29 protein-coding genes are annotated in these 26453 nt (G+C 55.6%); 22 read left to right on the top strand and 7 right to left on the bottom strand.

The genetic code is table 11. The annotated features are described in order from the left end of the window. Positions 1-3: 3 nt before the first annotated feature. The 9 genes from hfq to rlmB all read left to right on the top strand — a co-directional run bounded on the left by hfq (position 4) and on the right by rlmB (position 9562). The gene (hfq, locus tag HBM95_02175) at positions 4-315 is read left to right on the top strand and encodes an RNA chaperone Hfq (protein ID NIH41750.1); all 312 of its coding nucleotides are present in this window, start codon (positions 4-6) and stop codon (positions 313-315) included. A gap of 73 nt (positions 316-388) precedes the next feature. Then, the gene (gene hflX / locus HBM95_02180; protein NIH41751.1) at positions 389-1669 is read left to right on the top strand and encodes a GTPase HflX; all 1281 of its coding nucleotides are present in this window, start codon (positions 389-391) and stop codon (positions 1667-1669) included. Positions 1670-1725: 56 nt separating this feature from the next. Further along, on the top strand, positions 1726-2985 hold the full coding sequence (gene hflK / locus HBM95_02185) for an FtsH protease activity modulator HflK (GenBank protein NIH41752.1): 1260 nt from the start codon (positions 1726-1728) through the stop codon (positions 2983-2985). A gap of 2 nt (positions 2986-2987) precedes the next feature. Then, positions 2988-3992, top strand: coding sequence for a protease modulator HflC (hflC, locus tag HBM95_02190; GenBank protein ID NIH41753.1), 1005 nt, complete (start codon positions 2988-2990; stop codon positions 3990-3992). Positions 3993-4063: 71 nt separating this feature from the next. Beyond that, positions 4064-4261, top strand: coding sequence for a DUF2065 domain-containing protein (locus HBM95_02195; GenBank protein NIH41754.1), 198 nt, complete (start codon positions 4064-4066; stop codon positions 4259-4261). A 104-nt stretch (positions 4262-4365) separates the two neighbouring features. Further along, the gene (locus HBM95_02200; GenBank protein NIH41755.1) at positions 4366-5664 is read left to right on the top strand and encodes an adenylosuccinate synthase; all 1299 of its coding nucleotides are present in this window, start codon (positions 4366-4368) and stop codon (positions 5662-5664) included. 192 nt (positions 5665-5856) lie between these two features. Continuing rightward, the gene (gene nsrR / locus HBM95_02205) at positions 5857-6282 is read left to right on the top strand and encodes a nitric oxide-sensing transcriptional repressor NsrR (GenBank protein ID NIH41756.1); all 426 of its coding nucleotides are present in this window, start codon (positions 5857-5859) and stop codon (positions 6280-6282) included. A gap of 38 nt (positions 6283-6320) precedes the next feature. Next, the gene (gene rnr, locus HBM95_02210; GenBank protein ID NIH41757.1) at positions 6321-8762 is read left to right on the top strand and encodes a ribonuclease R; all 2442 of its coding nucleotides are present in this window, start codon (positions 6321-6323) and stop codon (positions 8760-8762) included. Positions 8763-8827: 65 nt separating this feature from the next. After that, complete coding sequence (gene rlmB, locus HBM95_02215) at positions 8828-9562, top strand: 23S rRNA (guanosine(2251)-2'-O)-methyltransferase RlmB (protein ID NIH41758.1); 735 nt, start codon at positions 8828-8830, stop codon at positions 9560-9562. Positions 9563-9651: 89 nt separating this feature from the next. Here rlmB and HBM95_02220 read toward each other — a convergent pair whose 3' ends face one another. Beyond that, positions 9652-10926 carry an MHS family MFS transporter gene (locus HBM95_02220; GenBank protein ID NIH41759.1) on the bottom strand — a complete coding sequence of 425 codons (1275 nt, stop codon included), beginning with the start codon at positions 10924-10926 and terminating at the stop codon, positions 9652-9654. 194 nt (positions 10927-11120) lie between these two features. Here HBM95_02220 and HBM95_02225 point away from each other — a divergent pair, with 194 nt between their 5' ends. Further along, a complete protein-coding gene (locus HBM95_02225) occupies positions 11121-12743 on the top strand; it encodes an isovaleryl-CoA dehydrogenase (GenBank protein NIH41760.1) in 1623 nt (540 codons plus the stop codon). Here HBM95_02225 and HBM95_02230 read toward each other — a convergent pair. The 3 genes from HBM95_02230 to bsmA form a co-directional block, all read right to left on the bottom strand. Beyond that, positions 12740-14671 carry a HAMP domain-containing protein gene (locus HBM95_02230; protein NIH41761.1) on the bottom strand — a complete coding sequence of 644 codons (1932 nt, stop codon included), beginning with the start codon at positions 14669-14671 and terminating at the stop codon, positions 12740-12742. The genes HBM95_02225 and HBM95_02230 overlap by 4 nt on opposite strands. 171 nt (positions 14672-14842) lie before the next feature. Then, the gene (locus HBM95_02235) at positions 14843-15118 is read right to left on the bottom strand and encodes a DUF1471 domain-containing protein (GenBank protein NIH41762.1); all 276 of its coding nucleotides are present in this window, start codon (positions 15116-15118) and stop codon (positions 14843-14845) included. Positions 15119-15266: 148 nt separating this feature from the next. Beyond that, positions 15267-15596, bottom strand: a complete 330-nt coding sequence (gene bsmA / locus HBM95_02240) for a biofilm peroxide resistance protein BsmA (GenBank protein NIH41763.1) — start codon at positions 15594-15596, stop codon at positions 15267-15269. Positions 15597-15733: 137 nt separating this feature from the next. Between bsmA and yjfP the strand changes: the two genes are divergently transcribed. Beyond that, positions 15734-16456, top strand: coding sequence for an esterase (gene yjfP, locus HBM95_02245; GenBank protein NIH41764.1), 723 nt, complete (start codon positions 15734-15736; stop codon positions 16454-16456). Here yjfP and ulaR read toward each other — a convergent pair. Together ulaR and ulaG are read right to left on the bottom strand one after the other, a co-directional pair. Beyond that, positions 16453-17208, bottom strand: coding sequence for an HTH-type transcriptional regulator UlaR (ulaR, locus tag HBM95_02250; protein ID NIH41765.1), 756 nt, complete (start codon positions 17206-17208; stop codon positions 16453-16455). The genes yjfP and ulaR overlap by 4 nt on opposite strands. Before the next feature lie 110 nt (positions 17209-17318). After that, a complete protein-coding gene (gene ulaG, locus HBM95_02255; protein NIH41766.1) occupies positions 17319-18383 on the bottom strand; it encodes an L-ascorbate 6-phosphate lactonase in 1065 nt (354 codons plus the stop codon). A 358-nt stretch (positions 18384-18741) separates the two neighbouring features. Between ulaG and ulaA the strand changes: the two genes are divergently transcribed. Genes ulaA through HBM95_02285 form a run of 6 tightly spaced genes read left to right on the top strand, consistent with a single transcriptional unit; the run spans position 18742 to position 23149 of the window. Beyond that, positions 18742-20142 carry a PTS ascorbate transporter subunit IIC gene (ulaA, locus tag HBM95_02260; GenBank protein NIH41767.1) on the top strand — a complete coding sequence of 467 codons (1401 nt, stop codon included), beginning with the start codon at positions 18742-18744 and terminating at the stop codon, positions 20140-20142. Between the two features lie 12 nt (positions 20143-20154). Beyond that, positions 20155-20460, top strand: coding sequence for a PTS ascorbate transporter subunit IIB (gene ulaB, locus HBM95_02265; GenBank protein NIH41768.1), 306 nt, complete (start codon positions 20155-20157; stop codon positions 20458-20460). A 9-nt stretch (positions 20461-20469) separates the two neighbouring features. After that, on the top strand, positions 20470-20937 hold the full coding sequence (gene ulaC / locus HBM95_02270; protein ID NIH41769.1) for a PTS ascorbate transporter subunit IIA: 468 nt from the start codon (positions 20470-20472) through the stop codon (positions 20935-20937). A 12-nt stretch (positions 20938-20949) separates the two neighbouring features. Beyond that, complete coding sequence (gene ulaD, locus HBM95_02275) at positions 20950-21600, top strand: 3-keto-L-gulonate-6-phosphate decarboxylase UlaD (protein ID NIH41770.1); 651 nt, start codon at positions 20950-20952, stop codon at positions 21598-21600. Positions 21601-21609: 9 nt separating this feature from the next. Then, positions 21610-22470 carry an L-ribulose-5-phosphate 3-epimerase gene (locus tag HBM95_02280; protein ID NIH41771.1) on the top strand — a complete coding sequence of 287 codons (861 nt, stop codon included), beginning with the start codon at positions 21610-21612 and terminating at the stop codon, positions 22468-22470. Beyond that, the gene (locus HBM95_02285; protein ID NIH41772.1) at positions 22463-23149 is read left to right on the top strand and encodes an L-ribulose-5-phosphate 4-epimerase; all 687 of its coding nucleotides are present in this window, start codon (positions 22463-22465) and stop codon (positions 23147-23149) included. Before HBM95_02280 ends, HBM95_02285 begins: the two co-directional genes overlap by 8 nt. 140 nt (positions 23150-23289) lie before the next feature. On the opposite strand, the gene HBM95_02290 is transcribed toward HBM95_02285, so the two are convergent. Further along, a complete protein-coding gene (locus tag HBM95_02290) occupies positions 23290-23565 on the bottom strand; it encodes a DUF1471 domain-containing protein (GenBank protein NIH41773.1) in 276 nt (91 codons plus the stop codon). A 340-nt stretch (positions 23566-23905) separates the two neighbouring features. Here HBM95_02290 and rpsF point away from each other — a divergent pair, with 340 nt between their 5' ends. From rpsF to HBM95_02315, 5 genes are all read left to right on the top strand, one after another. After that, positions 23906-24301, top strand: coding sequence for a 30S ribosomal protein S6 (gene rpsF, locus HBM95_02295; GenBank protein ID NIH41774.1), 396 nt, complete (start codon positions 23906-23908; stop codon positions 24299-24301). Positions 24302-24307: 6 nt separating this feature from the next. Then, entirely contained in the window at positions 24308-24622 is a 315-nt protein-coding gene (gene priB, locus HBM95_02300) for a primosomal replication protein N (GenBank protein NIH41775.1), read from the top strand. Positions 24623-24626: 4 nt separating this feature from the next. Next, positions 24627-24854, top strand: a complete 228-nt coding sequence (gene rpsR / locus HBM95_02305; GenBank protein ID NIH41776.1) for a 30S ribosomal protein S18 — start codon at positions 24627-24629, stop codon at positions 24852-24854. A gap of 41 nt (positions 24855-24895) precedes the next feature. Further along, positions 24896-25345 carry a 50S ribosomal protein L9 gene (rplI, locus tag HBM95_02310; protein ID NIH41777.1) on the top strand — a complete coding sequence of 150 codons (450 nt, stop codon included), beginning with the start codon at positions 24896-24898 and terminating at the stop codon, positions 25343-25345. Positions 25346-25496: 151 nt separating this feature from the next. Continuing rightward, positions 25497-26426 (top strand): DMT family transporter, encoded by a 930-nt coding sequence (locus HBM95_02315; GenBank protein ID NIH41778.1) that lies wholly within the window; start codon positions 25497-25499, stop codon positions 26424-26426. The last annotated feature ends 27 nt before the right edge of the window (positions 26427-26453 follow it).

The raw sequence follows: 26453 nt of genomic DNA on the forward strand, positions 1-26453 counted from the left end.
AGAATGGCTAAGGGGCAATCTTTACAAGATCCGTTCCTGAACGCATTGCGTCGGGAACGTGTTCCAGTTTCTATTTATTTGGTGAATGGTATTAAGCTGCAAGGTCAGATTGAGTCTTTCGATCAGTTCGTGATCCTGTTGAAAAACACGGTCAGCCAGATGGTCTACAAGCACGCTATCTCTACTGTTGTTCCGTCCCGTCCGGTCTCTCATCACAGCAATAACGCTGGCGGCGGCACAGGCAGTAACTACCATCACGGCAGCAACGCGCAGGGTTCTTCAACGCCAGCGCAGGACAGCGACGAGACCGAATAAGGTTTCAGCTGTTATCCACACGGGGAGCCAGGGATCCTGCGTTCCCCGCTGATCTTTTTAGAGAGGTTTACGCTTGTTTGACCGTTATGATGCCGGTGAGCAGGCGGTGCTGGTACACATCTATTTTTCGCAAGACAAAGATATGGAAGACCTCCAGGAGTTTGAATCTCTGGTCTCTTCCGCCGGTGTCGAAGCAATGCAGGTGATTACCGGTAGCCGTAAAGCGCCGCACCCAAAGTATTTTGTTGGTGAAGGTAAAGCAGTAGAAATTGCGGATGCCGTAAAAGCAACCGGCGCGTCAGTCGTGTTGTTTGATCATGCGCTGTCTCCAGCCCAGGAGCGCAACCTGGAAGCTCTCTGCGAATGCCGTGTTATCGATCGCACGGGATTGATTTTAGATATTTTTGCTCAGCGTGCCCGAACCCACGAGGGGAAACTGCAGGTTGAGCTGGCGCAGTTGCGCCATCTGGCGACGCGTCTGGTGCGTTGCTGGACCCACCTTGAAAGACAAAAAGGCGGGATTGGTTTGCGCGGTCCGGGTGAAACCCAGCTCGAAACCGACCGCCGTTTGCTGCGTGGCCGTATTACCCAGATCCTCTCACGTCTGGAACGTGTAGAGAAACAGCGTGAACAGGGGCGTCGGGCGCGAACCAAAGCCGACATCCCAACGGTGTCGCTGGTGGGCTATACCAACGCCGGTAAATCCACCCTGTTTAACCAGATAACCGAGGCCCAGGTGTATGCCGCAGACCAGCTGTTTGCGACCCTGGACCCGACGCTGCGCCGCATTGACGTTGCAGACGTGGGTGAAACAGTGCTGGCGGATACCGTAGGGTTTATCCGCCATCTGCCGCACGATCTGGTGGCGGCGTTTAAGGCGACGTTGCAGGAGACGCGTCAGGCGACCCTGCTGCTGCACGTGATTGATGCGGCTGACGTACGCGTGCAGGAGAACATCGACGCGGTGAACGTGGTGCTGGAAGAAATTGACGCCCACGAAATTCCCACGCTGTTGGTGATGAATAAGATCGATATGCTGGAGGATTTCGAACCGCGTATCGACCGAGATGAAGAGAACAAACCGATTCGGGTCTGGCTTTCTGCTCAGGCCGGTATTGGTGTGCCACTGCTTTTCCAGGCTTTGACAGAACGTCTTTCCGGTGAGGTAGCTCAGCACACGCTGCGACTGCCGCCACAGGAAGGCAGGCTGCGCAGCCGGTTTTATCAGCTTCAGGCGATAGAAAAAGAGTGGATGGAGGATGACGGCAGCGTGGGGATGCAGGTGCGTATGCCGATCGTTGACTGGCGTCGCCTCTGTAAACAAGAACCTGCGCTGGCGGACTATATCGTCTGATCAGAAAGGGGAAGCCTGAAAAATTCGCCCTTGCATAACAAATATGGAGCATATACATGGCGTGGAATCAGCCCGGTAATAACGGACAAGACCGCGACCCGTGGGGAAGCAGCAATAATCAAGGCGGCAACTCTGGGGGAAATGGCAACAAAGGTGGTCGCGAGCAGGGGCCGCCGGATCTGGATGATATCTTCCGCAAGCTGAGCAAAAAGCTTGGTGGCCTTGGCGGAGGAAAAGGTTCAGGCTCGGGTGGCAGTTCCAGCCAGGGACCGCGCCCGCAATTAGGTGGCCGCCTGGTGGGCATCGTTGCTGCCGGGCTGGTGATCGTCTGGGCAGCCAGCGGGTTCTACACCATTAAAGAAGCAGAACGCGGCGTGGTCACCCGTTTCGGTAAGTTCAGCCATCTGGTTGAGCCGGGCCTGAACTGGAAACCGACCTTCATTGACGACGTTACTGCAGTCAACGTGGAGTCCGTCCGTGAACTGGCCGCCTCCGGCGTGATGCTGACCTCTGACGAAAACGTGGTGCGCGTCGAGATGAACGTGCAGTACCGCGTGACCGATCCTGAGCGTTATCTGTTTAGCGTGACCAGCGCCGATGACAGCCTGCGTCAGGCGACCGACAGCGCCCTGCGTGGTGTAATCGGCAAATACACGATGGACCGCATCCTGACCGAAGGTCGTACCGTTATTCGTAGCGATACCCAGCGCGAGTTGGAGGAGACGATTCGTCCTTACAACATGGGTATCACCCTGCTGGACGTCAACTTCCAGGCTGCGCGTCCGCCGGAAGAGGTGAAGGCCGCGTTTGATGATGCGATTGCCGCCCGTGAAAACGAACAGCAGTACATCCGCGAAGCAGAAGCGTATACCAACGAAGTGCAGCCGCGTGCTAACGGTCAGGCGCAGCGTATTCTGGAAGAGGCGCGTGCGTACAAGACCCAGACCATCCTGGAAGCTCAGGGTGAAGTGGCTCGCTTCGCGCGCATCCTGCCGGAATACAAAGCCGCGCCGGAAATTACCCGCGAGCGTCTGTATATCGAGACCATGGAAAAAGTGCTGAGCCACACCCGCAAAGTGTTGGTTAACGACAGCAAAGGTGGAAACCTGATGGTTCTGCCGCTGGATCAGATGCTGAAAGGCGGTTCTGCACCGGCAGCGAAAGACACCAGCGGAGCGAACAACCTGCTGCGTCTGCCGCCAGCCTCATCAGGCAGCTCCAGCGCGAACACAACGCCTTCTTCGAACGATGGTGACATTATGGACCAACGCCGTGCTAACGCGCAGCGTAACGACTACCAGCGTCAGGGGGAATAAGGATGCGTAAGTCAGTTATTGCGATCGTCGTCATCGTACTGGTCGTGCTGTATACCTCGATCTTTGTGGTGAAAGAGGGCGAGCGTGGGATCAAATTCCAGTTCAGCAGCGTCGTGCGTGACAGTGACAAACGTCCGGTGATTTACGAGCCGGGTCTGCACTTCAAGGTGCCGTTTATTCAGTCAGTGAAAACGCTGGATGCGCGTATCCAGACCATGGATAACCAGGCTGACCGTTTCGTGACCAAAGAGAAGAAAGACCTGATCGTTGATTCTTATATCAAATGGCGCATCAGCGATTTCAGCCGCTACTTCCTGGCAACGGGCGGTGGTGACGTTTCTCAGGCGGAAGTGCTGCTGAAACGTAAGTTCTCTGACCGTCTGCGTTCTGAGATTGGTCGTCTGGATGTGAAAGACATCGTGACCGATTCCCGTGGTCGTCTGACGCTGGAAGTGCGCGATGCGCTGAACTCCGGTACAGCGGGTACGGAAGACGAAGTGGAAACGCCAGCAGCGGATGACGCGATTGCTAAAGCCGCTGAGCGAGTTCAGGCTGAAACCAACGGTAAAGTTCCGGTGATCAACCCGAACAGTATGGCAGCGCTGGGTATCGAAGTGGTTGACGTGCGTATCAAGCAGATCAACCTGCCAGCTGAAGTGTCCGAGGCGATCTACAACCGTATGCGCGCCGAGCGTGAAGCGGTAGCCCGTCGTCACCGTTCACAGGGCCAGGAAGAGGCGGAAAAACTGCGTGCGGCAGCGGACTATGAAGTGACCAAGACGCTGGCGGAATCTGAGCGTCAGGGCCGTATCCTGCGCGGTGAAGGCGATGCCGAAGCCGCGAAGCTGTTCGCCGATGCCTTCAGCCAGGATCCAGACTTCTACGCCTTTATCCGTAGCCTGCGCGCGTACGAGAATAGCTTCAAGAGCAACCAGGATGTGATGGTGCTCAGCCCGGACAGCGATTTCTTCCGTTATATGAAGACGCCGACCAACGCAACGCGATAAACTCAGGCTCGTTTGAGTATTCAAACCACCGCTCCCAACGGAGCGGTGGTTTTCTTTTATAAGGATGAAAAATGAATTCAACGATCTGGCTTGCGCTGGCCCTGGTTCTGGTGCTGGAAGGCCTCGGTCCGATGCTCTATCCGCGCGCATGGCGTCGTATGATCGCGACCATGAGCCAGCTGCCGGATAATATCTTGCGTCGTTTCGGCGGTGGTCTTGTGGTTGCCGGTATCGTTATCTACTACATGTTGAGGAAAACGATTGGCTGATCAAAAACTAGCCGCAATTGGCATATTTTAGGGTCAAAAAGTGCTGTATATCTGAAAAAGCGATGGTAGAATCCATTTTTAAGCAAACGGTGATTTTGAAAAAAATGGGTAACAACGTCGTCGTACTGGGCACCCAATGGGGTGACGAAGGTAAAGGGAAGATTGTTGATCTTCTGACTGAACGGGCTAAATATGTTGTACGCTACCAGGGCGGTCACAACGCAGGCCATACTCTCGTAATCAACGGTGAAAAAACCGTCCTCCATCTTATTCCATCAGGCATTCTTCGCGATAACGTCACCAGCATCATCGGTAACGGCGTTGTGCTGTCTCCTGCTGCGCTGATGAAAGAGATGAAAGGTCTGGAAGACCGTGGTATCCCTGTTCGTGAGCGTCTGCTGCTCTCCGAAGCCTGCCCGCTGATCCTGGACTATCACGTGGCGCTGGATGTAGCGCGTGAAAAAGCGCGCGGCGCGAAAGCAATCGGCACCACCGGTCGTGGTATCGGCCCGGCTTACGAAGATAAAGTTGCACGTCGCGGTCTGCGCGTGGGCGACCTCTTCGACAAAGCGACCTTCGCTGAAAAACTGAAAGAAGTGATGGAATATCACAACTTCCAGCTGGTGAACTTCTACAAAGCTGACGCTGTTGACTACCAGAAAGTGCTGGATGACGTCATGGCGATTGCAGACATTCTGACCGGTATGGTTGTTGATGTGTCCGATCTGCTGGACCAGGCGCGCAAGCGTGGCGATTTCGTCATGTTCGAAGGTGCGCAGGGTACGCTGCTGGACATTGACCACGGTACCTATCCGTACGTAACCTCCTCTAACACCACCGCGGGTGGCGTGGCGACCGGCTCTGGCCTGGGTCCACGTTATGTGGATTACGTTCTGGGCATCATCAAAGCGTACTCCACTCGCGTGGGTGCGGGTCCATTCCCGACTGAACTGTTTGATGAAACCGGCGAGTTCCTGTGCAAGCAGGGTAACGAGTTTGGCGCGACCACCGGTCGTCGTCGTCGTACCGGCTGGCTGGATGCGGTTGCAGTGCGTCGTGCAGTGCAGATCAACTCCCTGTCTGGCTTCTGCCTGACCAAGCTGGACGTGTTGGACGGCCTGAAAGAAGTGAAAATCTGCGTAGGCTACCGTATGCCAGATGGCCGTGAAGTGACCACCACTCCGCTGGCCGCTGACGACTGGGAAGGCATCGAGCCAATCTACGAAACCATGCCGGGCTGGTCTGAAACCACCTTCGGTGTGAAAGAGCGTAGCGGCCTGCCGCAGGCGGCGCTGGATTACATCAAGCGCATCGAAGAACTGACCGAAGTGCCGATCGATATTATTTCTACCGGCCCGGATCGTACTGAAACGATGATTCTGCGCGACCCGTTCGACGCATAATCTTCGTGACTGCTGGCCTGCGGGGAGACCCGCAGGCCGGATAAGCGTAGCGCCAACCGGCGACCGCTCCTGGATCTCCGCTTTTTCGCCCCGTCTGTCAAATAAATTAGCCCCTAACTATCTGGCTGGTTTATCATCATTAATGAATATCTCAGCGGTTTGACCGCGTTTTCCCTTTTTCCTGAGGTTGATGTGCAGTTAACAAGTTTCACCGATTACGGCTTACGCGCGCTGATTTACATGGCGTCGTTACCCGAAGGGAAGATGACCAGTATCTCTGAAGTGACAGAGGTATACGGTGTATCCCGTAATCATATGGTCAAAATAATCAATCAACTTAGCCGTGCCGGATACGTTGCTGCCGTCCGCGGGAAGAATGGAGGGATCCGTCTTGGTAAACCGGCACAGAGTATTCGTATCGGGGATGTGGTACGCGAGCTGGAGCCTTTGTCTCTGGTGAACTGCAGCAGCGAGTTCTGCCACATTACGCCCGCTTGCCGCCTGAAACAGGCGCTTTCTAAGGCCGTGCAAAGTTTTCTCAAGGAACTGGATAACTACACGCTGGCCGATTTGGTTGAAGAGAATCAACCGCTTTATAAATTATTGCTGGTGGAATGAAGAAAATTTCCACCGGAGCTGACAACGGAGGAACCGACATGTCACAAGATCCTTTCCAGGAACGCGAAGCCGAAAAATACGCGAATCCTATCCCCAGCCGCGAGTTCATCATTGAACACTTAACAAAACGCGAAAAACCCGCCAATCGTGAAGAACTTGCCGTTGAATTAAATATTGAAGGTGAAGAGCAAATTGAAGCCCTTCGCCGCCGCCTGCGCGCCATGGAGCGCGACGGGCAGTTGGTCTTTACCCGCCGCCAGTGCTACGCGCTGCCTGAACGCCTCGACCTGCTGAAAGGCACCGTGATAGGTCACCGTGACGGCTTTGGCTTCCTGCGCGTGGAAGGCCGTAAAGACGATCTTTATCTCTCATCCGAACAGATGAAAATGTGTATCCACGGCGACCAGATCCTGGCGCAGCCGCTGGGTGCCGACCGTAAAGGCCGCCGCGAGGCGCGCGTGGTTCGCGTGCTGGTGCCGAAAACCAGCCAGATTGTGGGCCGCTACTTTACCGATGCGGGTGTAGGCTTTGTGGTGCCGGACGACAGCCGTCTGAGCTTCGATATTCTGATCCCACCTGAAGAGGTGATGGGCGCGCGCATGGGCTTTGTGGTGGTGGTGGAACTTACCCAGCGCCCAACCCGTCGCACCAAAGCGGTCGGGAAAATCGTCGAAGTGCTGGGCGATAACATGGGCACCGGCATGGCCGTCGATATGGCGCTGCGCACGCATGAGATCCCGTACGTCTGGCCGAAAGCGGTCGAGGAGCAGATTGAAAACCTGCGTGAAGAAGTGCCGGAAGAGTCCAAAGCGGGCCGTGTGGATCTGCGCTCCCTGCCGCTGGTCACCATTGATGGTGAAGATGCCCGCGACTTCGATGACGCCGTCTACTGCGAGAAAAAACGCGGCGGCGGCTGGCGTCTGTGGGTGGCGATTGCTGACGTAAGCTACTACGTTCGTCCGCACACGCCGCTGGATAACGAAGCGCGCAGTCGCGGTACGTCGGTCTACTTCCCGTCTCAGGTTGTACCGATGCTGCCGGAAGTGCTCTCAAACGGCCTGTGTTCCCTGAACCCGCAGGTTGACCGCCTCTGTATGGTTTGCGAGATGACTATCTCCACCAAAGGGCGCTTAACGGGCTACAAATTCTACGAAGCGGTGATGAGCTCGCACGCGCGTCTGACCTATACCAAGGTCTGGCATATGCTGCAGGGCGACCAGGATCTTCGCGAGCAGTACGCGCCGCTGGTTAAGCACATCGAAGAGCTGCATAACCTCTACAAAACGCTGGATCAGGCGCGCGAAGAGCGCGGCGGGATCTCCTTTGAGAGCGAAGAAGCGAAGTTTATCTTCAATGCGGAACGCCGCATTGAGCGTATCGAGCAGACCCAGCGTAACGATGCGCACAAGCTGATCGAAGAGTGTATGATTCTGGCGAACATCTCGGCGGCGAGATTTGTTGAGAAAGCCAAAGAGCCTGCGCTGTTCCGTATCCACGATAAGCCGTCGACGGAAGCCATCACCGCGTTCCGCTCCGTGCTGGCTGAACTGGGTCTGGAGCTGCCAGGCGGTAACAAGCCAGAGCCGCGTGATTACGCCGAGCTGCTGGAGTCCATTGGCGACCGTCCTGACGCAGAAATGCTGCAGACGATGCTGCTGCGCTCTATGAAGCAGGCTATTTACGATCCGGAAAACCGGGGGCACTTCGGCCTGGCGCTGCAGTCTTACGCGCACTTTACCTCGCCGATCCGCCGCTATCCTGACCTGTCCCTGCACCGTGCTATCAAGTATCTGCTGGCGCAGGAGCAGGGTCATAAAGGGAACACCACCGAAACCGGCGGGTATCACTATTCGATGGAAGAGATGCTGCAGCTGGGCCAGCACTGTTCCATGACCGAACGTCGTGCTGATGAAGCCACGCGTGACGTAGCGGACTGGCTGAAGTGTGACTTTATGCTGGACCAGGTGGGCAACGTCTTTAAAGGCGTGATTGCCAGCGTTACCGGCTTTGGTTTCTTCGTTCGTCTGGATGAGCTGTTTATCGACGGCCTGGTGCACGTCTCCAGCCTGGATAACGACTACTACCGCTTCGACCAGGTCGGCCAGCGCCTGATTGGCGAATCTGGCGGCCAGACCTATCGTCTGGGCGACCGTGTGGAAGTGAAGGTTGAAGCCGTGAATATGGACGACCGTAAAATCGACTTCAGCCTGATCTCCAGCGAGCGCGCGCCGCGTAACGTCGGTAAAACCGAGCGTGAAAGGGCGAAAAAGGGCGGCAACGGTAAAGCGAGCGGTAAACGTCGCCAGGCAGGTAAAAAGGTAAACTTCGAGCCGGACAGCGCGTTCCGCGGCGAGAAGAAACAGAAGCCGAAGGCGGCGAAGAAAGAAGCCCGTTCAGCGAAAAAGCCTTCCGCGAAAACGCAGAAAATTGCTGCCGCCACCAAAGCGAAGCGCGCGGCCAAGAAAAAGCAGGCGGAGTAATTCTCCCCTCACCCTGACCCTCTCCCCAACCGGGAGAGGGGAAATACTTATTACGAGAACCATCAATGAGTGAAATGATTTACGGCATCCACGCGGTGCAGGCCCTTCTCGACCGCGCACCGGAGCGTTTTCAGGAAGTGTTTATTCTGAAAGGGCGTGAAGATAAGCGTCTGATGCCGCTGATCCACGCGCTGGAAGCGCAGGGCGTGGTGATCCAGCTGGCTAACCGCCAGTTCCTGGATGAGAAAAGCGAAGGCGCGGTGCACCAGGGGATTATTGCCCGCGTGAAGCCGGGCCGTCAGTATCAGGAAAACGATCTGCCGGATCTGATTGCCGGGCTGGATAACCCGTTCTTCCTGATCCTCGATGGCGTAACCGATCCGCATAACCTCGGCGCGTGCCTGCGCAGCGCCGATGCGGCGGGCGTGCACGCGGTGATCGTGCCGAAAGATCGCTCCGCGCAGCTGAACGCGACTGCGAAGAAAGTGGCCTGCGGCGCGGCGGAAAACGTTCCGCTGATCCGCGTGACCAACCTGGCGCGCACCATGCGTATGCTGCAGGAGGAGAACATCTGGATCGTCGGTACCGCCGGTGAAGCGGATCATACTCTGTACCAGAGCAAAATGACCGGCCGTCTGGCGCTGGTTATGGGAGCGGAAGGCGAAGGCATGCGTCGTCTGACCCGCGAACACTGCGACGAGCTGATTAGCATCCCGATGGCGGGCAGCGTGTCGTCTCTGAACGTTTCCGTTGCGACGGGCATCTGCCTGTTTGAAGCGGTGCGCCAGCGGGGAGCATAAACAGCAAGGCCGTCCACAGGACGGCCTTTTGTGTTTTCTCCCTCTCCCCGTGGGAGAGGGCCGGGGTGAGGCACCAGACGGTGACAAACTCACTCTTCCAGCGACCGCAAATGGTCATCCTTCCTCAGCGTCATCAGCGCGAAAATACTCACTACCGCCGTTGCCATCACGTAATACGCCGGAATATCCAGGTTGCCCGTCTGCTTAATCAGCCCGGTAATGATTAGCCCTGCACATCCCGAGAAAATCGCGTTCGACAAAGAGTAGGCCAGCCCCAGCCCCGTATAGCGCACGCGAGTCGGGAACATCTCAGATAGCATTGCCGGGCCCGGCCCCGCCAGCATGCCCACCAGACCGCCCGCAATGAGTACCACACCAGCCTTCACCGCCAGCGTGCTCGACTCCGCCTGCAAAATTTTCAGCAGCGGCAGGGCGAGGATCAGCAGCAGCGCGGTAGCGATAATCATCACCGTGCGGCGGCCAATCCTGTCGCTCAGGATCCCGGCCGGGATAATCGTCAGCGCAAAGCCGATATTCGAAATCACCGCGATCAGCAGCGCCTGGTTAAAGCCGGTGTGCAGCGCTGACTGCAGGTAGGTTGGCATAATCACCAGATAGGTATATCCCGCCGCGGACCAGACCATCACGCGCCCAATGCCCATCAGGATGGTTTTGAGCGTGGCGGAAGTGCTGGCCTGAGCAGCAGCCGGTTTTTCCTGCTGCTGCACAAAGCTCGGCGTCTCTTCCATACTCACCCGCAGCCATAGCGCGACCGCACCCATCGGCAGGGCAAGGAAGAACGGAATGCGCCAGCCCCAGTCATGCAGGTCTTCAGGGGTAAGAACGGCAGAGAGCAGCGCGACAATAGCAGCGCCCGCTAACAGCCCGAGCGCTACGGTAAAGGACTGCCACGCGCCGTACAGGCCGCGCTTGCCGCGCGGGGCGAACTCGGTCATCAGCGAGACCGCACCGCCGTACTCGCCGCCCGCGAACAGCCCCTGCAGGATGCGCAGCAGCGTAATGATTAACGGCGCAGCAATGCCGATACTGGCGTAGACGGGCACGATGCCGATGGCCGTGGTGGCGAGCGTCATCAGCACCAGCACAATAATCAGCGTCGGTTTTCGCCCAATCCTGTCGCCAATACGGCCAAATATCACCGCACCCAGCGGACGGAAGAAGAAGGCGATGGCAAATGAGGCCCAGGTGAGGATCAGACTGGTCAGTCCCGCCTCTCCCTCAAGCTGGAAGAAGTTCTTCGCAATCACGGTCGCCAGAAAACCGTAGACCGCAAACTCATACCACTCGATGAAGTTACCAATGGAGCCTGCAATTAATGCACGCTTGTGCGCATCCTGTTGCATAACGATCCTCACAAAGACGGGTTAAGAATAAATTATTCAACATAAGCGGGGTAATGAAATAGTTTATTCTTATGTTCTGTGAGCTATTTCACGAATGATATCAGCGGGATCACCACCGTGTGACCTCAATCCCATGCAGCGTGCACGCGGTCTGTCCATACTTACCTTCATTGCCACTGAAGGAGGGAGACAGCATGCACTGGCAGACCCATACCGTTTTTAATCAACCTGCCCCACTCTCTAACAGCAACCTTTTCCTTTCAGACTGCGCCCTGCGTGATGCGGTGGCGCGTGAAGGGGCCGAGTGGGATATAGAACTCCTCGCCAGCATTGGTCAGCAGTTGGGTACGGCGGAATCGCTGGAGCTGGGCAGGCTCGCGAACGTGAATCCACCGGAGCTATTACGCTACGACGCCACCGGAGAGCGGCTGGATGACGTTCGCTTTCACCCCGCGTGGCACCTGCTGATGCAGGGGCTCTGCGCCAACCGGGTACATAATCTGGCATGGGAGGAAGAAGCGCGAAAAGGCTCTTTTGTCGCCAGGGCCGCGCGCTTCGTGCTCCATGCTCAGGTAGAAGCGGGGACGTTATGCCCGGTGACCATGACCTTTGCCGCCACGCCGCTGTTGCAGCAGTCGCTGCCCAAACCGTTTCATGGCTGGTTAACGCCGCTGATGAGCGATCGCTACGATCCCCATCTCGCGCCGGGTGGGCAAAAGCGCGGCCTGCTGATCGGCATGGGGATGACGGAAAAGCAGGGCGGCTCAGACGTGCTCAGCAATACCACCAGAGCGGAAAAATGCAGCGACGGCAGCTACCGGCTGGTGGGGCACAAGTGGTTTTTCTCCGTGCCGCAGAGCGATGCGCATCTGGTGCTGGCGCAGGCGAAAGGCGGTTTGTCCTGCTTTTTTGTTCCGCGTTTCTTGCCCGACGGACAGCGCAACGCCGTGCGCCTTGAGCGTCTGAAAGAGAAGCTTGGCAACCGCTCCAACGCCAGCAGTGAGGCGGAGTTCCTCGACGCTTCCGGCTGGCTGCTGGGGGAAGAGGGCGAAGGGGTACGGCAGATCCTCAAAATGGGCGGTCTGACGCGCTTTGACTGCGCCCTGGGCAGCCACGGGCTGATGCGTCGGGCGCTCTCGGTGGCGCTGTACCATGCCCATCAGCGGCAAACCTTCGGCAAAAATCTCATCGATCAGCCGTTAATGCGCGAAGCGTTAAGCCGCATGGCGCTGGTGCTGGAGGGGCAAACGGCGCTGCTGTTCCGCCTGGCCAGGGCGTGGGATAACCGTACCGATCCGCAGGAGGCCGCCTGGGCAAGGCTTTTTACCCCGGCTACAAAATTTAGCGTGTGCAAAGCGGGCATTCCGTTTGTCGCGGAGGCGATGGAGGTGTTGGGCGGCGTAGGGTATTGCGAGGAGAGTGAACTTCCGCGCCTGTATCGCGAGATGCCGGTGAACAGCATCTGGGAAGGATCGGGAAATATCATGTGCCTGGACGTGCTGCGCGTGCTGGCGAAGCAGCCAGGGATCCACGACCTGCTTGCCGATGAGTTTGCCCAGGTGAAAGGACAGGACCGACACTTTGACCGCAGCTGGCGGCAGCTTCAGCAAAAGCTGCGTAAACCGCAGGAGGCACAGGGGAGGGAGATCGCGCGGCAGCTCTTTTTGCTGGGCGCCGGAAGCCAGATGCTGCGGCACGCATCGCCGCCCGTGGCGCAGGCGTGGTGCCGCATGATGCTGGATACCCGTGGCGGTACGCTGATGAGCGAGCAGGTGCAAAGCGATCTGCTGCTGCGCGCCACGGGCAGGGTTGGCTAGCGTTTAAGCTGGAACAGGCTGACCAGTTGGGTAAGGTGTGACCCTTTCTCGCGCAGCGTGCGTGCGGTTTGCTCGCTGCGTGAGATGCGATCGGCGTTGATATGCGACGCTTCGCCAATGTGGGTCATCGCAAGATTGACCTGGCCGATCCCCGCGGACTGCTCGCGTGACGCATGGTTAATCTCCGTGACCAGCTGGCTGATGTTGTCGATATGAACGATGATGGAATCCATCGCCAGACGCGTCTGTTCAGACAGCGCGTGGCCTTCGCCCACTTTCCGTAGCGTATCGCCAATCAGCTGTTCAATCTCCTTCACCGCGTTAGCGCTGCGTCCTGCCAGGGCGCGAACTTCCTGCGCGACCACCGCAAACCCTTTTCCGTGCTCCCCTGCGCGTGCTGCTTCAACCGCCGCATTCAGCGCCAGAATATTGGTCTGGAACGCGATGGACTCGATTACGCGCGTGATGTCTTCGATGCGTTTTGACGCTTCGCGAATGTCGTCCATCGTGGCAACCGCATGGGTTACCGTTTCACCACCCTGATGAACCGCGCGTGAGGTTTCACCTACCAGCTGCTGCGTTTGCTCCATGTTGGCGGCATTTTGCTGCACGGTCGCGGCCAGTTGCTCCATGCTGGCGGAGGTTTCTTCCACGCTGCTGGCCTGCTTGTTGATCTGCTCGGAGATGTCTCCGGTATCGGAGGCCAGCGCATTGGTGCCCAGATGTATCTCGCCCGCGGCTTCACGGACCTGCAGGACAATTTTTTGTAGCCCATCGCCAATACCGTTGATGGCATCAACCAGCTGGCCAACCTCATCCTGACGGGTGACGGGCAGGCTGGAGCGCAAATCGCCTGCGGCATACTGGCGGGCCAGGTCAATCACGTTACGCAGCGGACGGGTCAGCATCCGGCGAATAAGCACCACAAACAGGCCCGCGAAGAGGACTGACAACGCTACGCCGGCCAGCAGGAAACGGTCGCGCATGGCGTTAACGCTCGCGAGCAGGACTGATTTATCCACTTCACCGACGATGGTCCAGTTCCAGCCGGGCAGCGGCGTATAGGCCATTTTCAGCGTGCGGCCGTCGTCGCTTACGCGTTCCAGCGTACCTGAGGAATCGCTCAGCAGCTGCTGTTGGGTGGCGCTATCCCACTTCGGCTGTTTTCCCTCTTCGCTGGCATGGAACAGATACTGACCGCGCGTTTTGCCGTTGCTGCGGTCCAGCACAAAGAAGTGCCCGCTCTCGCCCAGGCGGCGGTTAAGGATTTTCTCGCGCATGACGTTCCAGGAGTGAGTGATATCCACCCCAACGAAGATGATCCCAATGACCTGGCCTTCACTATCCTTCACGGGCTGGTACTGGGTGATGTAGCGTTTGCCAAACAGGAGCGCCAGGCCGCGGTAGACTTCACCTTTGCTGACGGCGGCAAACGCCGGGCTGCTCGCGTCCAGAACGGTTCCCATGGCGCGATCGCCATTCTCTTTGCGCAGGGAAGTGGCAACGCGAATGAAGTCATTACCGCTGCGAACAAACAGCGTGGAGATTGCTCCTGTACGACTCAGAAAGTCATCAGAAAATGTCGTGTTTTCATGGAGTTCAGCATCGCCCCCTTTCAGCAGGGGAACGGTGAGCCCGTTAATGGTCCGGGTCTGATTAGTATCGACGCTAAACGGCTGGGGCAGAAATGTTGTAAACAGTCTGGTATAGCTTTCGACTTCCTCGCTCAGGCTGGTATTAAACATCTGCACCATGTCGACCATACCGGTGGACTGATTATGCAGATCTTCTACCGCGAGGGCTTCAAGCTGCTGGCTGGCTTTTTGGCTGAGCAGGAAAGTGAAAAGCAGAAACAGCGTGGCGACACTGACGCCCGTCAGCAGCGACAGCTTTGTTCCAAGGCCCGCACGGCGGAAAAAATTGATCATAAATTGCTCATCATTGAAAAGGTATGGTTCTTCAACGGCAGAGCGGAGATTACGTTTACTGAATTAATGTAACAAAATGTTAGTTTATTGTTTTTGAGTGGTTTAAAAATAGATAAAAAATTTGCAAAAACGAAAAGCCACTAAAAATAAGTGGCTTTTATCAGGAAGGACTTATACGTAGAGAATGGCCTGTACCCGCCAGTGATCGATATGGTTATCTTCCTGCATGTGGATGATGCGATACCATGACGCGCCCTGTTCATCGGCCTTTAATGCCACGATACGTTCAACGTCTTGCGGGCTCCCCGAAATGTTATTGACGGAGATATGGCCTATTTCATTCAGACCCGTTACGCAATCCGCACTGGCGAATTCTGCTGACTGCGCGGTGGTGCTCACAAGGCCTGCTGAGAGCAACAGAGAGGTCAAAGCAAGAGTTCGTTTCATCGTCAGCTCCATTTCACATATTTCCGGTATCCGCCGGGCAATCCTTCGCGAATAAACTCCCATTCCTTGTCGCTGGCATGGAGTTTATTGTGGACAGGAAAATGTCTATGGACGCAAAGCAGTGTAAATGTCGTTCAAAGGTAAACCATTATTTTCGGTACAAAATGGCTTGTGAATACCACTGTCCCGTTATGATGGTTTCGTCGATCATAATAATGACGTAATAATCTGCTTTGGCGGCGACGGCTTGTGCCTTTATTGCGTCTTCTGCGTCATCCGGCGAACCGCGAACCAGCGCGGAGACGGTGCCCATTCGCTGTAATCCTTCCGTCTGATTACGACGAATCTCCTGCGGATGATCGGCAACCGGGGGAGCGGGTTGCGGTGTACCCTGCAGTGCGCTACAGCCGCTGAGCAGAAACACCAGCAATAAAGCAGCAAACCTGTGCATAACCATATCTCGTTTCCTGTTAGCCATAGTGTAGTTGTCTGCGAATTTAGTTTTGGGGGAATGTTCCCGAAGTGTTATCTGGTACGCTATTTTCGAATGAAAATAGCGTCAAACCGTAACCCAGTTCTCAACATTATGAATCATTCATTCGTACAGGGTCGACAATGATTGAAATTGAAATACGCCATCTCGGTGAACATGAAATTTTACATGCCGTGCCGGCAGGAAAACGTGATAAACCGCTGCCGGTTGTGGTTTTTTATCATGGGTTTACCTCATCTAAACTGGTTTACAGCTATTTTGCGGTGGCGCTGGCGCAGGCGGGTTTTCGCGTGGTGATGCCGGATGCCCCTGACCACGGGGCGCGCTTCACGGGCGATGGACATGCGCGGCTTGGGCAGTTCTGGCACATTCTGCACGGCAGCCTGACCGAGTTTGCCGGGCTGCGCGATGCGCTTTATGAGGCAGGACTGGTGGCCGATAATCGGCTGGCGGTGGCCGGGGCGTCGATGGGCGGTATGACGGCGCTGGGGATTATGACGCATCATCCTGACGTGATGTCTGTCGCCTGTCTGATGGGCTCGGGCTATTTTACCTCGCTGGCGAAGACGCTTTTCCCCCCTCAGGATTTAACGCAAATTGCGGCGATGCTGGCAGAGTGGGAAGTGACCCAGGCATTGCCGCGCCTTGCCGATCGCCCGCTGCTGCTGTGGCACGGTGATGCGGATGATGTGGTGCCGCCGGACGGAACCTTCCGCCTGCAACAGGCGTTAAAGAATGAAGGACTGGACGCTAATCTGACCTGTTTGTGGGAATCGGGCGTCCGCCACCGCATCACGCCAACGGCGCTGGACGCCACGGTGGCATTTTTCCGCCAGCACCTTTAAACGCGCAGGACTTTGACGCCCTGATCTTCCAGCTTCTGGAGGATCTCGGGGTTCGCCCCTTTGCCGGTGATCACCATGTCGATCTGTTCTGCGCGGCTGAACAGCATGCCTGCGCGTTCACCGACTTTGCTGCTGTCGACCAGCACTACGAGCTTGCCCACAACGTTAAGCATGTTTTGTTCCGCCATTGCGGTCAGCATATCGGTTTTATACAAACCGTCAGCGGTCAGGCCTTTGCCGCTGGTAAACATCCAGTGCCCGGCGTAGAGACTGTTTTCGCTGTCCTGTGGGCTGAGCGTGATGGACTGGCTTTTATTGTACTGGCCGCCCATGATCACCACGCTCTCATGTTCCTGATCGATCAGGTAGTTAGCCAGCGGCAAATAGTTGGTGATGATTTGCACCGGCTTGCCGCACATCTCGCGACCCAGCAAAAACGCCGTGGAACCGCAGTTGATGACGACGCTCTCACCGGGGTTCACCAGCTGCGATGCCGCTCTGGCAATCCGTACCTTTTCATCGTGATTCTGCGCCTGATGGATATTCATCGGCGACCAGCGTGGACGCTGCTGGCTGATGGCTTCCGCGCCGTTGCGGACTTTTTTCAGCTTGCCGCTCTCATCCAGCTTGTTGATGTCCCGCCGCGCGGTAGCGGGGGAGATGCCTAAACGTTCGATCACTTTCTCGACGGTGATAAACCCTGTTTGCGCCAGGAGTTCCAGTAAAATTTGATGCCGTTGCGCTTCCGTCATGAGCTATTCCGATAAGAATTGATTTGAAAAGATGATATTTGAAATAGCGTGAAATTACTAAAATAAATATGAAATCGCCAGACTCAGGGTCTGGCGATGTGGCCTCATAATCAGAGGAAGGACTTGAACGGAAGATCGGCCTCAATGGTGAAGCAATCATCGAAACCGCGTGGGTAGTGATATTCGAGATTGTCTTTGTCCAGAGGCCAGGTGAACTTGCCGCCGACCTGCCAGATAAACGGCTTAAAGCCATACTTCAGGCGGTCTTTTTTCATCTCCCACAGCACGCGGATTTCCTGCGGATCGGCCTGGAAGTTTGACCAGATATCGTGGTGGAACGGAATAACCACTTTGGTATTCAGCGCTTCCGCCATACGCAGCATGTCGGCGCTGGTCATTTTATCCGTAATACCACGCGGGTTTTCGCCGTACGAGCCCAGCGCTACGTCAATCTGATGTTCGTTGCCGTGCTTCGCGTAATAGTTGGAGTAGTGGGAGTCACCGCTGTGGTACAGGGAGCCGCCCGGCGTCTTGAACAGATAGTTCACCGCGCGCTCGTCCATGCCGTCCGGCAGTACGCCCGCAGCTTTCTGGTCGGCCGGCAGGGTAATCAGTGCGGTACGGTCAAAGGCATCCAGGGCGTGGATTTCAATGTCTTTGATTTTCACCACATCGCCAGGCTTCATCACGATGCAGCGCTCTTTCGGCACGCCCCAGCCAATCCAGAGATCTACGCAGGTTTGCGGCCCGATAAAGGGTACGTCGTCCGCGCAGTTTTGCATTACCGCGGCCGCCACATTCACGTCGATATGATCGTTATGATCGTGGGTAGAAAGCACGGCGTCGATCTGACGAATGGCAAACGGATCAAGCACAAACGGCGTTGTGCGCAGGTTCGGCTGCAGTTTTTCAACGCCGGCCATGCGCTGCATCTGGTGGCCTTTTTTCATCAGCGGATTACCGTGGCTCTGCTTGCCGGTGCCGCACCAGAAATCAACGCAGATATTGGCGCCGCCTTCTGATTTCAGCCAGATACCGGTGCAGCCCAGCCACCACATTGCAAACGTGCCAGGAGCAACCTGTTCCTGCTCGATCTCTTCGTTCAGCCAGCTACCCCACTCCGGGAATGTGCTCAGAATCCATGATTCACGGGTGATGGTTTTCACTTTACTCATCGTTTTGACTCCTGGGTTTAATCAAAAGTAATCATATGGTGATTTGTTGTGATTAATGCTGGCACCATTTAACGCGCTTTGCAATGGTAAAAATGAGGAATTTTATCTGCGCGACTTCACGGACTCTCCGCTATTTACTTGTTAGAGTATCGCATATTAAACATTAATATTATGAATTATAAGGATTAATTTATTTTCATGGTACGGTAGTGAAAATCATTACTAACAGCATGGAAATAAATTGCGTGATGCGTCACAAATAATCAAATGCAATCTTGTGGTGATTATTTGTGATTAATAGAGTGATGACACCAACCGCACAGGGATTGCCCTTGTGTTCTCATTTCTGGAGAGAGTTATGGAGATCCTCTACAACGTCTTTACCGTTTTCTTTAATCAGGTAATGACCAACGCCCCGCTGTTGCTGGGTATCGTGACGTGCCTGGGGTACATCCTGCTGCGCAAAAGCGTCAGCGTGATTATTAAAGGCACCATCAAAACCATTATCGGTTTCATGTTGTTACAGGCGGGGTCAGGCATTCTGACCAGCACGTTTAAGCCAGTTGTCGCCAAAATGTCGGAAGTGTACGGCATCAACGGGGCTATCTCTGATACCTACGCCTCAATGATGGCGACCATCGATCGCATGGGCGATGCCTATAGCTGGGTGGGATATGCGGTTCTGCTCGCGCTGGCGCTGAACATTATCTATGTTCTGCTGCGCCGCATTACCGGTATTCGCACCATCATGCTCACCGGGCACATTATGTTCCAGCAGGCGGGGCTGATCGCGGTTTCTCTCTATATCTTCGGCTACCCCATGTGGACCACGATCATCTGCACCGCCGTGCTGGTCTCGCTCTACTGGGGTATCACCTCCAACATGATGTACAAGCCAACGCAGATAGTGACTGACGGCTGCGGCTTCTCCATCGGTCACCAGCAGCAGTTTGCCGCCTGGCTTGCTTATAAAGTTGCGCCGTACCTGGGCAAAAAAGAAGAGAGCGTTGAAGACCTTAAGCTGCCGGGCTGGCTCAATATCTTCCATGACAACATCGTTTCGACCGCGATTGTGATGACCATCTTCTTCGGCGCCATTCTGCTCTCCTTCGGTATTGACGTGGTGCAGGCGATGGCAGGGAAAACCCACTGGACGGTCTATATCCTGCAGACCGGCTTCTCCTTCGCGGTGGCGATTTTCATCATCACTCAGGGCGTGCGTATGTTCGTCGCCGAACTGTCGGAAGCCTTCAACGGTATCTCTCAGCGCCTGATCCCTGGTGCGGTACTGGCGATTGACTGTGCGGCTATCTATAGCTTTGCGCCAAACGCCGTCGTCTGGGGCTTTATGTGGGGCACCATCGGCCAGCTGATTGCGGTGGGCATTCTGGTGGGTTGCGGTTCCTCAATCCTGATTATTCCTGGCTTTATCCCGATGTTCTTCTCCAACGCCACCATCGGCGTGTTTGCTAACCACTTCGGCGGCTGGCGCGCGGCGCTCAAGATCTGCCTGGTGATGGGCATGGTGGAAATCTTCGGTTGCGTGTGGGCGGTCAAGCTCACCGGTATGAGCGCCTGGATGGGTATGGCGGACTGGTCAATTCTGGCACCGCCGATGATGCAGGGCTTTGCCTCCGTCGGGCTGGTCTTTATGGCCGTCATCATCCTGATTGCTCTGGCTTATATGTTCTTCGCTGGCCGTTCGCTGCGAGCAGAAGAAGATGCGGAAAAACAAACAGCAGAAGTTTCTGCTCACTAAGGAGTATCGATTATGACCGTACGTATCCTGGCTGTGTGTGGCAATGGGCAAGGTAGTTCCATGATCATGAAGATGAAAGTGGACCAGTTTCTAACCCAGTCAAACATCGACCACACGGTGAACAGCTGCGCAGTGGGTGAATACAAAAGTGAACTAAACGGCGCGGACATCATCATCGCTTCAACTCACATTGCCGGTGAGATTAGCGTGTCGGGCAACAAATATGTGGTAGGCGTACGCAACATGCTGTCGCCTGCGGATTTCGGGCCAAAACTGCTGGAAGTGATCAAAGAGCACTTCCCACAAGACGTGAAGTAAGGACGCCACATGAAACTACGTGATTCGCTGGCAGAGAATAACTCCATCCTTTTACAGGCCGACGCCAGCACCTGGCAGGAAGCGGTGAAGCTGAGTGTGGATCTGCTGGTTAAGGCGGACGTTGTCGAGCCGCGCTATTACCAGGCCATTCTCGATGGCGTGGCGCAGCACGGCCCCTACTTTGTGATTGCGCCGGGCCTGGCAATGCCGCACGGCCGCCCGGAAGAGGGCGTCAAGAAAACCGGCTTCGCGCTGGTGACGCTGAAAACGCCGCTGGTGTTTAACCACGAAGATAACGACCCGGTCGATATTCTCATCACCATGGCGGCCGTTGATGCCAACACCCACCAGGAGGTGGGCATTATGCAGATCGTCAATCTGTTTGATGACGAAGCCAATTTTGACCGTTTACGCGCCTGCCGTACCGCGCAGGACGTGCTGGATTTAATTGATAACGCCACTGCGGCGGCCGTTTAAGAGGAATTGAACATGTCATTACCAATGTTGCAAGTTGCGCTGGATAACCAGACGCTGTCTCACGCTTACGAAACCACCCGCCTGATTGCGGAAGAGGTGGATATCATCGAAGTGGGCACCATTCTGTGCGTGGGCGAAGGCGTGCGCGCCGTTCGCGACCTGAAGGCGCTCTATCCGCACAAAATCGTGCTGGCGGATGCCAAAATTGCCGACGCAGGCAAAATCCTTTCCCGCATGTGCTTTGAAGCCAACGCCGACTGGGTCACCGTGATCTGCTGTGCGGATATCAACACCGCCAAAGGCGCGCTGGACGTGGCAAAAGAGTTTAACGGCGACGTGCAGATTGAGCTGACCGGCTTCTGGACCTGGGAGCAGGCGCAGGAGTGGCGCGAAGCGGGCATCCAGCAGGTGGTTTACCACCGCAGCCGCGATGCCCAGGCCGCAGGCGTGGCGTGGGGCGAAGCGGATATCAGCGCGATTAAGCGTCTGGCGGATATGGGCTTCAAAGTCACCGTCACCGGTGGCCTGGCGCTGGAAGATCTGCCGCTGTTCCAGGGCATCCCAATTCACGTCTTTATCGCCGGCCGCAGCATTCGCGACGCGGCCTCTCCGGTCGAAGCGGCGCGTCAGTTCAAACGCTCAATCGCTCAGCTTTGGGGCTAAGGAGCGGGTATGTTGTCAAAACAGGTCCCGCTTGGCATCTATGAAAAGGCACTCCCTGCGGGGGAGTGCTGGCTGGAGCGGTTACAGCTGGCAAAACAGCTGGGTTTCGATTTTGTTGAAATGTCAGTGGATGAGACGGACGAGCGTCTCTCTCGCCTGGACTGGAGCCGCGAACAGCGTCTGGCGCTGGTGAGCGCCATTGCCGAGACCGGCGTGCGCGTGCCGTCCATGTGCCTGAGCGCCCATCGTCGTTTCCCTCTGGGATGTGAAGATGATGCCGTGCGTGCTGAAGGTCTGGAGATCATGCGCAAAGCCATTCGCTTTGCCCAGGACGTGGGTATCCGCGTGATCCAACTGGCGGGTTATGACGTTTACTATCAGGAAGCCAACGATGAAACGCGCCGTCGTTTCCGTGACGGCCTGAAAGAGAGCGTTGAGATGGCAAGCCGCGCGCAGGTCACGCTGGCGATGGAGATCATGGACTACCCGTTGATGAACTCCATCAGCAAGGCGCTGGGCTACGCGCACTATCTGAATAACCCGTGGTTCCAGCTTTATCCGGATATCGGCAACCTGTCGGCATGGGATAACGACGTACAGATGGAGCTGCAGGCGGGCATCGGGCATATCGTGGCGGTGCACGTCAAAGATACCCGTCCTGGCGTGTTTAAAAACGTACCGTTCGGCACCGGGGTGGTGGATTTTGAACGGTGCTTCGAGACGCTCAGGCAGACAGGCTATTGCGGGCCTTACCTGATTGAGATGTGGAGCGAAACGTCAGACGACCCGGCTGCGGAAGTAGCAAAAGCGCGGGACTGGGTGCGCGAGCGGATGGTGCGGGCGGGTTTGCTGGAGGTTGAACATGCTTAAGCTGAAACAGCAGGTCTTTGAAGCCAATATGGATCTGCCGCGCTATGGCCTGGTCACGTTCACCTGGGGCAACGTGAGCGCTATCGACCGCGAGCAGGGGCTCATCGTGATTAAGCCGAGCGGTGTGGCGTATGACACCATGAAAGCAGACGATATGGTGGTGGTGGATCTCGACGGAAACGTCGTGGAGGGAAAATGGCGTCCCTCTTCAGATACCTCAACCCATCTGGCGCTGTACCGGCGATATCCGTCCCTTGGCGGCGTGGTGCATACCCACTCCACGCACGCGACGGCCTGGGCACAGGCGGGGCTGCCCATCCCGGCGCTGGGCACGACCCACGCGGACTATTTCTTTGGCGACATTCCCTGCACGCGAGCGTTAACGCAGGCTGAAGTAGAAGGGGAGTACGAACGCAACACCGGCAAGGTCATCATCGAAACACTGGGTGAAACGGAACCGCTGCATACGCCGGGGATTGTGGTGTACCAGCACGGTCCATTCTCCTGGGGTAAAGATGCTCACGACGCGGTACATAATGCTGTCGTGATGGAGGAGGTGGCTAAAATGGCGTGGATTGCCCGCGGCATTAATCCACAGCTTCAGGGCATTGATGATTACCTGATGAACAAGCATTTCATGCGCAAGCACGGCCCAAATGCCTACTACGGGCAGAAGTGAATAAGTGCTCTGGAATACCAAAAAACAGTTGTAACCGGTGGTATTCCGGAGCCATTCACAAAAAAAGCCCCCGGGCAGGGGGCAACGTCAACTATGGCTATGTTCTCGTTGTTGGCTTTCCTGGTGCTAGCGTTAAGGCATTACCGGTAGATATCTGCACTGGCGTGCATATTGCCGTTGCTGCCGGGCTCACGGGTTAACATCACATGGTAATAGGTTGCGCCCTGGGCATCGGTCTCTTCATTTAGTGCCTGATCTGCTTCGCTTTCAGTGGCGAAATTATGATTGATATAGATTACGCCTAAGCTGTGCACATCATCCATGTTTCTGGCCTGCCGGCCGTCTATTTTGATGGCTGCCATCGCGTTTGCACTGAGCAAAAGCGCAGCCATTATGGCTAATGCGATTTTTTTCATGATATGCGCTCCACGACTGCGTGCTGTGAGAGGGGAATGCTCCTTCTTTAATTCAGTGGGTCTCTGATTAAAGTGTAATCACTCATCCGGCGGGGATACGTGACCATTTCTGATGCAGTTGTTCAAAAAAGCAACGCTTCCGGATGCGTTTAATATTAAATCACCCACTTAGACCAGCTTTACGCTTTGTGCGAATTATTTGTGCAATCAGCTTGAGTTTCCAGGGGCGCGCAAGTATTATGACGCGTCAATTTTTCAGCCGACCTTTAACACGTTCCTTGCCTCCCCGGGCCTCGGCTGACCCAGACAGGAGGCTGAATAATCCGTAAGGAGCAATTCGATGCGTCATTACGAAATCGTTTTTATGGTCCATCCTGACCAGAGCGAACAGGTTCCGGGTATGATCGAGCGTTATTCTGCTGCCATCACTGGTGCAGAAGGTACGATCCACCGTCTGGAAGACTGGGGCCGCCGTCAGCTGGCTTACCCGATCAACAAACTGCACAAAGCACACTACGTTCTGATGAACGTTGAAGCGCCGCAGGAAGTGATCGATGAGCTGGAAACTACCTTCCGCTTCAACGATGCCGTTATCCGCAGCATGGTTATGCGTACCAAAAACGCAGTTACCGAAGCATCTCCGATGGTTAAAGCGAAAGACGAGCGCCGTGAGCGTCGCGATGATTTCGCAAACGAAACCGCAGATGATTCTGATGCTGGGGATTCTGAAGAGTAATTTCTGATGACCAACCGTCTGGCGTTGTCCGGCATCGTATGCAGGGCTCCCCTTCGAAAGGTCAGTCCATCAGGAATTCCGCATTGCCAGTTCGTGCTTGAGCATCGTTCTGTGCAAGAGGAAGCCGGGTTTCACCGGCAGGCGTGGTGCCAAATGCCCGTTATTATTAGCGGACACGAAAACCAGGCCATTACTCACAGTTTAACGGTCGGTAGCGCAGTAATCGTTCAGGGGTTCATCTCTTGCCATAAGGCAAAGAACGGCCTGAGCAAAATGGTTCTGCATGCCGAGCAGATTGATTTGATAGATACTGGAGACTAGCCATATGGCACGTTATTTCCGTCGTCGCAAGTTCTGCCGTTTCACCGCGGAAGGCGTTCAAGAGATCGACTATAAAGATATCGCAACGCTGAAAAACTACATCACCGAAAGCGGTAAGATTGTCCCAAGCCGTATCACCGGCACTCGTGCAAAATATCAGCGTCAGCTGGCTCGCGCTATCAAACGCGCTCGCTACCTGTCCCTGCTGCCGTACACTGATCGTCATCAGTAATCGGGCACGGTCCATTAATACGACTTTAAGAGGATAAGGTAATGCAAGTTATTCTGCTTGATAAAGTAGCAAACCTGGGCAGCCTGGGTGATCAGGTAAACGTTAAAGCGGGCTACGCTCGTAACTTCCTGGTTCCACAGGGTAAAGCTGTTCCAGCTACTAAGAAAAACGTAGAGTTTTTCGAAGCACGTCGTGCTGAACTGGAAGCCAAACTGGCTGACGTTCTGGCGGCTGCTAACGCTCGCGCTGAAGCAATCAACGCACTGGGCACTGTTACCATCGCTTCCAAAGCTGGCGACGAAGGTAAACTGTTCGGTTCCATCGGTACCCGCGATATCGCTGATGCAGTTACTGCAGCAGGCGTTAAAGTGGCTAAGAGCGAAGTTCGCATGCCGAACGGCGTTCTGCGTACCACTGGTGAGCACGAAGTTGACTTCCAGGTTCACAGCGAAGTGTTCGCTAAACTGGTTGTTAACGTTGTAGCTGAGTAATTTTACTCTGCTCGCGTCGAAGCGCCGGCCTTGTGCCGGCGTTTTGCTTTTTTAAGGCTACCGACCATTCTCTTTTTATCTTGTATGGTAGCTATTCCTGACGCATTCTCAGATAATAAAATGAAACGCAATTTTATTTATGAGATTTGTCATGGATACCGCTCTGCCCACGCCCGTCTTTGCCCGTCGAAATGTGGCCTATGCCTGCGCCACGCTCTGCTGTTTACTCTGGGGAAGCTCGTACCCGGCCATTAAAAATGGTTATGAACTCTTTCAGATTGCGACCGATGACATCCCATCCAAAGTTGTTTTTGCCGGATACCGCTTTCTGTTTGCCGGTGCGCTGCTGCTGCTGTTTGCTCTGGCCCAGCGAAAACCGATTGGCAGGCTCACGCCCACGCAGTTTGGCCAGCTCACGATCCTCGGACTGACCCAGACGACAATCCAGTACACCTTCTTCTATGTAGGGCTTGCCTACACGACGGGGGTGAATGGCTCAATCATGAACGCCACCGGCACCTTCTTCAGCGTGCTGCTGGCGCACTTTATCTATCACAACGACAAACTCAGCTATAACAAAACGCTGGGCTGTATTCTCGGGTTTGCCGGGGTGATGCTGGTGAACTTCCACAGTGGGTTAAGCGATTTCCAGTTTGTCTGGAAAGGCGACGGCTTCGTGGTGCTGGCGGCCTTTATTCTCTCTGCCGCCACGCTTTACGGGAAACGTATTTCCCAGACCGTCGACCCAACGGTGATGACCGGCTGGCAGCTGGCGATAGGCGGGGCTGCGCTGGTTGCAGGAGGCTATGCCACGGGCGGGACGCTGGAAGTGCACAGCATGAAGGCTGTCGCGGTGCTGGGGTATCTGACGCTGCTCTCATCCGTGGCGTTCGCCCTGTGGAGCGCACTGCTGAAAGTGAACCGGGTGAGCATGATTGCCCCGTTCAACTTTGTCATTCCGGTTGCAGGGACGGTGCTTTCCGCAATCTTTCTCGGCGAAAATATTCTGGATATCAAATATGCGATTGCGCTGGCGCTGGTCTGCTCGGGGATCTGGTGGGTGAATAAACGGAGTGCCTGAGAACAAAAGTGCCGGGTGGCGGCTTCG

Origin of the sequence: Enterobacter asburiae (assembly GCA_011754535.1) — a bacterium.
Lineage (GTDB): Bacteria > Pseudomonadota > Gammaproteobacteria > Enterobacterales > Enterobacteriaceae > Enterobacter > Enterobacter cloacae_N.